Annotated in this window: 9 protein-coding genes; 6 read left to right on the forward strand and 3 right to left on the reverse strand. The window is 51.9% G+C overall.

The window, feature by feature from the left end; translation table 11 throughout:
* Positions 1 to 10: 10 nt before the first annotated feature.
* Together ctlX and ACEVG1_RS20010 are read left to right on the forward strand one after the other, a co-directional pair.
* Entirely contained in the window at positions 11 to 946 is a 936-nt protein-coding gene (gene ctlX, locus ACEVG1_RS20005) for a citrulline utilization hydrolase CtlX (RefSeq protein WP_374745503.1), read from the forward strand.
* Entirely contained in the window at positions 939 to 1,502 is a 564-nt protein-coding gene (locus ACEVG1_RS20010; RefSeq protein WP_374745504.1) for a DUF1543 domain-containing protein, read from the forward strand. Before ctlX ends, ACEVG1_RS20010 begins: the two co-directional genes overlap by 8 nt.
* Before the next feature lie 4 nt (positions 1,503 to 1,506).
* Here the strand turns inward: ACEVG1_RS20010 and ACEVG1_RS20015 are convergent, their stop codons facing one another.
* On the reverse strand, positions 1,507 to 2,502 hold the full coding sequence (locus tag ACEVG1_RS20015) for an acyl-ACP desaturase (RefSeq protein WP_374745512.1): 996 nt from the start codon (positions 2,500 to 2,502) through the stop codon (positions 1,507 to 1,509).
* Between the two features lie 137 nt (positions 2,503 to 2,639).
* Here ACEVG1_RS20015 and ACEVG1_RS20020 point away from each other — a divergent pair, with 137 nt between their 5' ends.
* Together ACEVG1_RS20020 and ACEVG1_RS20025 are read left to right on the forward strand one after the other, a co-directional pair.
* Entirely contained in the window at positions 2,640 to 3,101 is a 462-nt protein-coding gene (locus ACEVG1_RS20020) for an NUDIX domain-containing protein (RefSeq protein ID WP_374745505.1), read from the forward strand.
* Positions 3,102 to 3,181: 80 nt separating this feature from the next.
* Complete coding sequence (locus ACEVG1_RS20025) at positions 3,182 to 4,393, forward strand: glycosyltransferase family 2 protein (RefSeq protein WP_374745506.1); 1,212 nt, start codon at positions 3,182 to 3,184, stop codon at positions 4,391 to 4,393.
* Here the strand turns inward: ACEVG1_RS20025 and ACEVG1_RS20030 are convergent.
* A complete protein-coding gene (locus ACEVG1_RS20030) occupies positions 4,388 to 5,152 on the reverse strand; it encodes a 4'-phosphopantetheinyl transferase superfamily protein (protein WP_374745507.1) in 765 nt (254 codons plus the stop codon). The two genes, ACEVG1_RS20025 and ACEVG1_RS20030, sit on opposite strands and share 6 nt — an antisense overlap.
* Positions 5,153 to 5,157: 5 nt before the next feature.
* On the reverse strand, positions 5,158 to 6,414 hold the full coding sequence (locus ACEVG1_RS20035) for an ROK family protein (protein WP_374745508.1): 1,257 nt from the start codon (positions 6,412 to 6,414) through the stop codon (positions 5,158 to 5,160).
* A 173-nt stretch (positions 6,415 to 6,587) separates the two neighbouring features.
* Here ACEVG1_RS20035 and ACEVG1_RS20040 point away from each other — a divergent pair, with 173 nt between their 5' ends.
* Complete coding sequence (locus ACEVG1_RS20040; protein ID WP_374745509.1) at positions 6,588 to 7,859, forward strand: Gfo/Idh/MocA family oxidoreductase; 1,272 nt, start codon at positions 6,588 to 6,590, stop codon at positions 7,857 to 7,859.
* A gap of 21 nt (positions 7,860 to 7,880) precedes the next feature.
* Positions 7,881 to 11,288: a DUF1080 domain-containing protein gene (locus tag ACEVG1_RS20045; RefSeq protein WP_374745510.1), complete on the forward strand. Its 3,408-nt coding sequence runs from the start codon at positions 7,881 to 7,883 to the stop codon at positions 11,286 to 11,288.
* Positions 11,289 to 11,424: the final 136 nt, after the last annotated feature.

Genomic DNA, 11,424 nt, shown 5'->3' on the forward strand with positions numbered 1-11,424 from the left:
CACTGCTTGCATGACCTTACAAAATAAAGCGATGACCCTATTGATGATTCGGCCGGCGCGATTCGGCTACAACGTACAGACCGCAGGCAGCAATGCATTCCAGCGGCGCTCTGAAGAAAGCCACAGCGCCGTACACCAGCGGGCAGTCCGGGAGTTCGACGCCTTGGTGGAGAAATTGAGGCAACACCGTATCGACGTGCTGGTAGTGCAGGATAGCCCCGAGCCGCATACGCCGGATAGCATCTTTCCGAACAATTGGGTGTCTTTCCATCGCGATGGTTCGATGGTGCTGTATCCTATGTTTGCAGAGAACAGGCGGCTGGAACGTAAGTATGAAGTGCTCGCCGCCATAAAAGACCGGTTTTTAGTACGACGGGAAATTGATTTAAGCATCAACGAAGCCGATAACCGGTTTCTGGAAGGGACCGGTAGTTTCGTCCTCGACCGTGAAAGCCGGCTGGCCTATGCATGCCGTTCGCCCCGGACCGACGAAAAGCTGCTGCGGGAATTTTGTGGGCAATTGGATTATAGGGCGGTTGTTTTCGATGCCGTGGACCGGGAGGGTAGGGCCATTTACCATACCAACGTGATGATGTGTGTGGCCGATCGGTATGCCGTTATTAACATCGAAGCTGTTGGCCAATCCGATCGCGCAGCGGTAGTTGCTACGCTGCAAACTTCGGGTAAAACCATCCTATCCATCAGTCATGCACAAATGGCTGCCTTTGCGGGTAACATGCTGCAGGTTACAAACAAAGATGGCAAGCGCTTCCTCGTCATGTCGTCGCAGGCATTCGATTCGCTACAACCGGAACAGGTTAGCCTGTTGGAATCGTTTAATCCCATCATCCATTCCCCGTTGGATACGGTTGAACAAAATGGCGGCGGTAGCGCCCGATGCATGATGGCTGAAGTATATATAACTCCAAAATCTGATCATGACTGATTTAAAACTCTACATGTTGTTGCTTGGCTGCAAACCCGACGGTAGGCATACCGAACAGCACGACGTTTTCTTCGGAATCGGGACATCATTGAAAGACTTGGTGCCCGATATCATTGATTTTTGGCCGGAAGCAGCCGGCAAGATCCATATCGACGCGTGGCGCGAAGTAACCGTGGTGGATGGATGCCCGATTAAGGTGATGATGAGAAGTGATTTGCCGGAACGTGGCCATCAATGGAAGTTGTTTTTCGTGAACCTCGGCGGTTATAAGGAAAATGACTTTGAGGAATACCATTATAAATGCCTTTCGGTAGGCGCAACTGCCGCCGATGCGATTAAGCAGGCGAAGGAACAAACATTTTGGAAACACCAACTTTCATCCCATATCGATGATAAATACGGCATCGACGTGGACGACGTTTACGAGATTGAAGAAGTGCTTGCCTCTCGTTTGAAAGAAAAATATACGGTTGTGGTTGGAACAGGTGGTCCCACCCGACCCGAGGATGAACTGCACCCCGGTTACCTAAAACTAAGTAAATTGATGGGAGGATAACACGTCACCGCGCATGTATCCACTTGAAACTGTAATTTTTCTCCGGGATTTTCATCCGATCGGCCAGGCGAAGCAATCGGTCGGGTAGACGAACGAGGTAGTCTCGGGCGCGTTCGCCAGCTTCATTTAATTCTTTGACAGACTCGACCTTCCATTCGCGGAGCAATTCTTTGAGAATATCGACGTAATCTACCGCGGTATATACGCCAAGCCGTTGGGCAGCGTCTGAAAAATGGGTAAATGCCTCTCCCTGCGGTTCGCCCGACTCGCGCAGCATGTGGGCAGGCATCACGATTTTCTTGCGCATCATGTCCTCGAATGCCAGCATCACTTCGCTAGGGTCAACTTCCATGGCTTTGGAAATAAAAGACATATACGCTTTCGCGTGGCGCGCCTCATCAGCCGCAATCACACCGCACATTTTTGCCAACAGCTTGTCGCCATCCTTTTTTGAGAAAGCAGCTACCCGCCTGTGCGATACGTTGGTGGCCAGTTCCTGGAAAGAGGTATAAATGAAGTTACGGTAAGGGTCGTTGCCCGTCCCGATTTCAATGCCATCTTGGAGGAGATATTGGGTAGAGATCTCCATTTCCCGCATGTTTACGCGGCCGGAGAGGTAAAGGTATTTGTTGAGCAAATCGCCGTGCCGGTTTTCTTCGGCAGTCCATGCACGTACCCATTTCATCCATCCGCCTTGTTCGTTTTTGTTGACGTCTTCTACCATGGTGAGCCACGACTCGTACGTAGGTAAAGCTTCTTCGGTGATCGTATCGCCGATTAACACCGCAACCAAATCATATGACAGCTCCCGGGCACTTTCCTGTAAGTCCCTTACTTCTTCGAAAAACGTGTCTCTAGACGAGTCGGGGAGCAGGTCTGCAGGTTGCCACATTTGTTCCACAGGCTTTAGGTATTCAGCCATGTCATTGAGCATGAACGGCTCCAGATACGCCATCACTTCTTTCCGTGATCCTTCGGGTATTTGTTGTGTCAATTGCATAGTCAATGCAAAGATAATCAAATGGGTTGATAATCTTTTTTTAACCATCCGATTATATTTAAAATATGACAAGAATCATAATTTAACCGTAATTTTGGGCGGTTGTACGTTCCCATGGAATGAAAAATACCCCTACGATGAATGGTCATTTTAACATACGTGTTTACGGCATATTGATTAACGAACACCAAGAAGTCCTGATCAGCGATGAGCGTGAATACGGCATGGAATTTAGCAAATTCCCAGGGGGCGGCCTTGAATACGGCGAGGGGCTTTTGGACGGGCTTATCCGGGAGTTCAACGAAGAATGCGGCGCCGACATTACGGTGCTGCGGCACATCCATACCACCGACGTGTTCGTAAAATCGGCATTCAACGACAGCCAGGTCCTTGCGGTGTATTACCTCGTCAAGAATAAAACGCCGTTGCAGGGCCGGTTCGGTCGCAAGGCGTTCGATTTTGAAGCAGGAAGGGCAATTGACCAGTCGTTTCGTTGGATACCCATCGGCCATTTGGATGAATCGGACCTTACCTTTGAGATGGACCGCCGGGCTTGGCGGGTATTCATGTCGGAAAAAAGCCACGGTTTGCATTTTTAAGTCGGGCACTGCTCGTAAATTGTCCGGTCGCAACGGATAAATTGATACTTTCGTGCCGTTATTCGTAAAAAGCGGAAACGATGGAGATTATTTTTTGGATCAGTTTATTTATCATTGGATATACCTATATCGGCTATGGGATGGTACTTTACATCCTATATCGGTTGAAACGGCTAGTTGCACCGCGCAAGCCGGTGCAACGGGACGGCGCTCATAACGGTAAGGCGAGGCTACCGACGTGTACGCTCATTGTGGCCGCTTACAACGAAGCTGCTGTTATCGAAGAAAAAATCCGTAATACACTAGCGTTGGAATACCCGGAAGGTAAATTAAGCTGTTTCTTTGTGACGGATGGATCTACCGATGAGACGCCTGAACTCGTTCGTAAGTTTCCGGAAATCAATTTGTTACATATGGATGCCCGCGGTGGCAAGATAGCGGCAGTGCATCGTGCAATGGAGCAAGTAACTACCGAGGTCGTTATTTTCACAGATGCGAATACCCTGTTAAATCCCAATGCCGTGTTGGAAATATGTGCCAATTACGCGGATGCCCGCGTCGGTGCGGTCGCTGGTGAGAAGCGGGTGCATGCGGACGAAAAGGCTGATGCAAGTGCCGCAGGGGAGGGGTTTTATTGGAAGTACGAGTCAGCCTTAAAACGGTGGGACTCGGCATTGCATACGGTAGTAGGTAGTGCCGGTGAGTTGTTCAGTATCCGCACGGAGTTGTACGAGCCTGTCGCATTGGATACCGTGTTGGATGACTTTATGATTTCGATGCGTATTGCCGAGCGTGGGTATCGGGTGGTGTATGAGCCGGGCGCCTACGCGACGGAGATGGCATCTGAAAATGTCGAAGAGGAGCTCAAGCGTAAAATCCGTATCGCGGCGGGCGGCATGCAGTCAATCGTTCGCTTGAAGCGGGCACCGAACCCTTTTGTCGATCCGTTGTTGGCCTTCCAATACATCAGCCACCGGGTACTGCGGTGGACCGTTGCGCCGCTACTGCTCATTGGGGTCTTCATCTTGAATGCCATTTTGTTTGCCCGTGGAGCGGGAATGGTTTATACCCTGTTGTTTTATAGCCAAGTGGCCTTCTACCTATGTGCGATTGCCGGCTTTGTGCTTGAACAACGGGCCCTGCGGGTGAAAGTCCTGTTTATCCCCTATTACTTCTGCGTGATGAACTATGCGGTAATCGCAGGCATGATAAGGTACTTTAAAGGAGGGCAAAGTGCTATTTGGGAGCGGTCGAGCCGAAAGCAGCAACCGGGTGGAGTAACGTTCCTATAGCCGATAAACGGACCGGAGATCCGTTGGTTCCGCCGTGGCAAAGCATCCTACGTAATCATCGGCTAAACGGAACGAATAAAGGTAAATCCGATCGGGTGGGGTACCACCGATGATTTCCTTTTCGGCGACACAGGTGCCGTCCAGTACCTCGAAAAGCGGCAGGTGTTCGCCGATGCCCTCTCCAGTCAATTTCAAGATTGCTTCCTTCCGTGTCCATAAGGTGAAGAACCGATCGCGCATACCTTCTTCGGGTCGAGAGGTAATGTAATCGATTTCGTTGGCCGAAAAGCATGCGGCCAGCATATCGTCGATAACGATGGGTCTACGTATCCATTCAATATCAGCACCTATCCCGGCACCATCAGCCACGGCGATCATCGATGTGTGTTCGGTATGTGAAAGGTTAAATGTAATCGATGGGCGTTGATAATCAGTTAATTTAGGCTTGTTATGATGCCCGCCGACAAATCGGAGTGTTGCCGCATCTGCGTGCGTAATACCGGCCAGCAACATCCGGAGTACCGTATGGGAGGCTTTGTAACGGATGCGGTGGGCAGGTTGATGGAAACGCTCCGCCCGGCCCACTTCATCGCTGCTTAGGATTTGATTGTATCGGTCGTCAAGCATCGCATGCGCGCGGGCGGCGTCGACCAACCATACGCTCGGCAATGTAACTTCATGGGAGCCCCGTAGAACCGGCCAGCCATCTGTCCATCGTGGCTCCTCCATCCAAGTTGATATGATCGACGTATGCTTCATCGTGGCTACCCTTTGTTTACATGGGTCTGTGCGATCAGTTGGTCGAAATAGCGTTCGAAGGTAACGTGGGCGATACCTTTTGCCCCGGCATCCGATCCCAACTGTGACCGTTCCACGGTTACGATATCTTTTAGCTGGGTCATGCAGTATGTATTGATGGCCTGTTGGATGGGAATCGTGATGTATTCGTTTGCAGCCGCTATTTTGCCACCCAGGATGATGAGCTCGGGATTGAAAAGCTGCACCAATGTCGCAATCCCCTTTCCGAGCTTTTCGCCTGTAGCGGAGAGGATACGGATGGCATATTGATCGCCACGGTTTGCGGCATCGATAACGAGCTGGGGTTCGATGTTTTCGATTTCACGTTCCGAGAGGTCGTTGAGGAGTGAGTATTCGCCCGATTGGATCCCTTCTTTGGCCATCTTCGCCAAGGCGACGCCTGACGCTACCGTTTCCAGACACCCTCTTTTTCCACAATAACATAAAACACCATCGTCGACGAACGGCATATGCCCCATTTCTCCGGAAAACCCGGCTGCGCCGTTCCTTAGCTGGCCGTCCATGATGATCCCTAAGCCGATACCCCAGTCCATCAAAATAACCAATACATCTTTCCGTCCCTGGGCCAAGCCAAATTTCAATTCGGCAATCGCAGCGCTTTTCACGTCGTTGATCATGAATACCGGTTTTCCAAAAGCGGCTGCCATGTAATCCTGAAGCGGTTGTTCTTGCGAATGGTTGGCCATATAGGTATGGTTACGCCCGTCAGTCTTATTGATAAGTCCGGGCATGCTGATGCCGATGGCCAATATAGAACTCCACGGGATACCGGCGGTGTCCATGAAATCGGCAACCAGTTCTTTGAGCTGGTCGGCCGATGACCAGTCTTTCGTTAACAGAAACGGTAAGCTAGCCGTATGGGCAAATGTATTCGTATTGTCGACGACGGTCATTTTGACCTTGAATAGCTCCACTTCTATACATAAAACAAAGAACGTAAGGCCTTTCAGTTTGTTCAAAATTGGCTTCCTTCCGCCAATGGAACTGCCTTTCTCGTTCTGTTCCAATATCCCCGCATCGGCTAAGCTATTGACTAGCTCCAGGGTTTTCGGAGCGCTGAGGTTCAGATGCTTGCAAATGCCGGCATTGGTCATCCCGTTTGCTGCGATGAGCGCTTTTACCAGTTTCAGTTTGAAGCCATGGTTCTTGCGTTCGATGCGCGATTTGCGTGCTAGATTATTTTGTGGAAGCAGCAGGGGCATTACGTTTCAAATTAGTGTCCAAAAATAAACATTAATTGGTGAATCTAGCGATAGTTTAGTTACATATTTGCAAATATCTGTTATCTTTTTAAAAAAAATATAAAAAGTTTTGGTGTTGATTAGGGAAATAATAAATTTGTGACTTCGGAACCGATTTGGAAATCAGAATAATCATGAAGGAAAAAAACACGTCCCGTCGGGAGTTTATCAAGAAATCATTAGTGGGGGCAGCGGCATTCAGCATTGTCCCCCGTTTTGTTTTGGGTGGGCAGGGTTATTTAGCACCCAGTGACCATCTCACCAAAGGTGTTATCGGTGTAGGGGGCATGGGCCGCGGGCACTTTGGTTATGCCGGCACGAAAACGGTGGCCATCTGTGATGTAGATACCCGTCACCTGGCATTGGCCATGAAGCAATTGGGTGATCCTGGAGTGAAGCAGCTCGCGGATTTCCGCGAGTTGATCCAGCTTCCCGAAGTTGATATCGTACACATTGCCACGCCACCGCATTGGCACGGCATCATGGCAGCCGAGGCGGCACGCATGGGAAAGGACATCTGGTGCGAAAAGCCGATGACCCGCACCATCGGTGAAGGGAAGAAGGTGGTGGAAGCCATCAAGCAGCGCGGCAATATCTTCCGGCTGAATACCTGGTTCAGATTCGATGCCAACTTTTACGGAATGAATGTACCGGTGAAGCGTATCAAGAAACTGGTCGATTCGGGCATGTTGGGGTGGCCGTTGAAGGTAACGATCAGCAAGCATACCGGATTCGATTGGAAGTTTTACTGGGTGGGCCAGGAGAACCTGCCCGTGCAAGAAGTTCCGAAGGAGTTGGACTACGACATGTGGTTGGGCCCGGCCCCGTACAAACCATACAGCGAACATCGTGTACACACTACCTTCAGAGGGTATTGGGACTACGATGGCGGTGGACTGGGCGACATGGGGCAACATTACATCGACCCCGTCCAGTATTTTCTTAACAAGGATGGAGAGAGCCCGGTTACCGTGGAAGTGGATGCGCCGCAACAACACAGCGATGCTGTAGGTACATGGCGTAGGATTACCTACACGTATGCCGATGGTTGCCAAATCGTGCTCGATGGGGAAGGCAGAGATGTAGGTATGCCCTATATCGAAGGGCCGAATGGAAAATTGTATCGGGGGTTCAAGTCGGATATCGCGGACATGGAGCGGAAGCTGGCAGCCTTCCCCGATCCGGAGCCGCAGATGACCGATTTTGTGGAGGCGGTGAAAACGCGCCAGAAGTTTGCGCTTAACGAAGAGAACGGGTTCCGTTCGTGTACGATCGTGAACATGGGATTGACCGCGCTGCGCCTCGGGCGATCGCTTAAATTCGATTCCGAGCGGCAGGTTTTCATCGATGACGAAGCAGCTAACAGATTACTAGACCAACCCATGCGGGGTTCTTGGTCAATATAGAACATGATAAACAGACAATCCATGATAAGGTCCATAGTTGCGCTTTTAGCGCTATTCATATTCCAGTTGCCCACCTATGCCCAGCAAGGTGACACACGGACAACAACTACCAAAATAGCCGATATATTGGCGCTGCAGCCGTCGGAGACTTCCCAGCGGCTTAATGATGCGATGGGGCAGCTTGAGCGGTTCGGTGCTGCCGATATTGCGGCCCTGCTTTCCCAGCTCACGCCCCCCGGCCAAGGAGATAATGCCGGTATTGAGTATGCCTCAAACAGCTATAGCTACCATGTATTGCTGTCGGGAAAAGGGCAGCAACGGGCAACATTCGTCCAAGGTGCCATAGCGGCATTGGCTGTGCTTGATAACAATGACAATAAGGCGTTCGTTATCCAATTATTGCAGAATGCAGGTGACGACACCGCGGTGGAGGCTCTCAGCGGCTACCTTACAGATACCTATTTGAGTGAAAAGGCTGCCCGGGCACTTGCCCGTATCGGTACGGATGCCGCCGCCGGTGCGTTGCTGGCGGCACTGCCCCGGGCCAATGGCGTAGCGGAGATGAACATCGTCAATGCGATTGGCTTCATCGGGTATGCGCCAGCGGAGCAGGCGATCCTCGCCAAAGCTGGTGCCGGCGATGCGAACCTGCAGAAGGCGGTACTGTATGCGCTTTCGCGTATCGGCGGAATAGCCTCCGGACCGGTGCTTGGGACTGCTGCCCGCGCGGCAGGCTATGCATACGAACCAACGGATGCGACGGCAGCCTATGTTAATTATCTACATCGGCTCATTGAATTGGGTGAAGCAAAAGCCGCTGGCAAACTGGCGTCACGATTGTTCAAGGATACCAACGGCGATAACCAGTTACACACCCATTTCGCGGCATTGGAGCTGCTTGCAGACATCAATGGGGAGAAACACGTCAACAAGCTATTGAAAGAAGCCAAACATGACAACTCGGTATACCGGAATGCCACACTCGGCTTGCTCACCCCTTACCTCAGTGAGCGGACGTCGGCCAAGTTGGTTCGCAACGCCGCCAAAGGCGACGAACACACACAGGTAGACATCCTGCGTTATTTGGGTAGCCAGCAACAAGCTGCTGCGCTACCTGCCGTGCGGAAAGCATTGCATGCCAATTCACCGGCGCTGCGTGTAGCCGCGGTAAAAGCACTGCATCAATTAAATGGCGATGCCGATGCGGGGGAATTGATACCGTTGTTGGCCGATACCGATGACCAGACCCGAGCTGCCATCAAAGACGTGCTACTCATTTCGAAAAGCAAGCAACTTACGCAAACGGCGGCGACGGCACTCGCAGCAACGACGAATAATGAGGTGCGTGTGTTATTGACTGAAGTACTGGCCCACCGGGGTGCAGGCGAAAGTATCCCTGTGATTCTCGACATCATTAAAAGCGACGCTTCCGATGCCGCAAAGGCGGCCGCTTATGCAGCCTTGCCCAAAATTGCCCGTCCGGACGACCTGAACAGTTTGTTGGGGCTGCTGGTATCGGCCGATGAGCGGCACATCAAGCACGTACAGAATGCGGCGGTGGCCGCGGTAGATCGAAGTGCCGACAGAGACGGCCAATTGCAACACGTCATTTCCGGCTTGAAGGGTGCAGGTTTCAACACGCAACCCCACTATTTCCCCATCCTGGCGGGGATAGGAGGGCAGGATGCCCTGGCTATCGTTTCAGCGTATGCCGGCGGGGAGAACCCGGCGTTGCGCCGCGCCGCTACGTCGGCGCTGGCCGGTTGGACCGACGCAGCAGCATTGTCGAAATTGGTCGAATTAAGTCGTAAGAAAATAATGGATAGCAGCCAATTCGGCGAAGTGATCAACGGACTGGTGCGCTTAATTGGTGTTGCCGATGTGCCTGCCGACCAGAAAGTGCTTTATCTGCGCGATGCGTTTGATGTGGCCCAAACCAGCGACCAGCGTAAGGCGATATTACAGGCGTTGCAGGGGCAGGCCACCTACCAGGCCCTGCTCTTTGCTGGCCAGTTTATGGACGATCGTGAATTGGGTTCCACCGCGGTGAACACGGTGATGAACATTGCGCTGGAAAATAAGCAGTTTTATGGTGCGGAGGTAATCCGACTGCTGAACAAAGCCATCGGAAGGTTGTCCGGAAGTGAAAGTAGCTACCTACGTGAGGCCATCCAGAAGCACATCAATGAGCTGCCCAAAGGTCAGGGATATGTATCCCTGTTCAACGGCGACAATTTGGACGGGTGGAAAGGGCTCGTGGCGAATCCGATAGCGCGCGCTGCGATGGATGCTAAAACACTCGCCTCCGAACAAGTGAAAGCCGATGCGGTGATGCGCGAGGGCTGGTACGCGGAAGATGGCGTATTGCATTTCAATGGCCACGGCGATAACATCGTTGCCGCGAAACAGTATGGCGATTTTGAGATGCTTGTTGACTGGAAGTTGGATAAGGAGGGAAAAGACGGCGATGCCGGCATCTACCTGCGCGGCACGCCGCAGGTCCAGATATGGGACACATCGCGGGTGAATGTAGGGGCACAGGTAGGATCGGGAGGACTGTATAACAACCAAAAGCACGAAAGCATCCCCCTCAAGGTGGCCGACAATGCATTGGGAGAATGGAATACGTTCCGTATCACGATGGTGGGCGATAAGGTAACCGTGTACCTCAACGGGGAGTTGGTAACCGATAATGTGGTGCTCGAGAACTATTGGGACCGGAACTTGCCGATATTCCCAACGGAACAGCTGGAGTTGCAGGCGCATGGTACGCATGTGATGTATCGCGATATTTACGTGCGGGAACTCCCGCGCCGCGAAACATTTACGCTTAGCACGGAAGAGCAGGCGGAAGGTTTCCAGGTGTTGTTTGACGGGAACAATTTGGATGCATGGACAGGCAATACCACGGCTTACCATGTGAGCGAGGAGGGTACATTGGCCATCTATCCGACGAAAGGATCGGGAGGGAACCTCTACACAAAGGAAGAGTTCGCTGATTTCATTTACCGGTTCGACTTCCGGCTGACTCCCGGTGCGAACAATGGCATCGGTATACGGGCGCCGATGGAAGGGGATGCCGCTTACGGCGGTATGGAGATACAAGTGTTAGACAACGGCGCCGATATGTACAAGAACCTGGCGGAGTATCAGTACCACGGTTCGGTATATGGCGTTATTCCGGCGAAGCGCGGTTACCTGAAACCCGTGGGTGAATGGAATACCGAGGAAATCCGTATTCAGGGTAACAAGATCAAGGTAACGTTGAACGGAACAGTGATCGTGGATGGCGACTTGGCCGAAGCGTCCAAGAACGGTACGTTGGACAAGAAGGACCATCCAGGATTGAAACGTACCTCGGGTCATATCGGTTTCCTTGGCCATGGGTCGGAAGTACATTTCCGGAATATCCGGGTGAAGCGATTGTAGCGCTTCTTGCGCAGGTTTTGAAACCGGCCATGCAGTCCGCTGCATGGCCGGTTTTTTTATGTGCGCCCGGCATGGGCGATAACTCTAGGGTGCAAGTCCCGAACACGCTTAGCAGTAGGAAGTGTTAGCCAAAGGC

The sequence above is a fragment of the Parapedobacter sp. 2B3 genome (genome assembly GCF_041925275.1).
Classification (GTDB): Bacteria; Bacteroidota; Bacteroidia; order Sphingobacteriales; family Sphingobacteriaceae; genus Parapedobacter; species Parapedobacter pyrenivorans_A.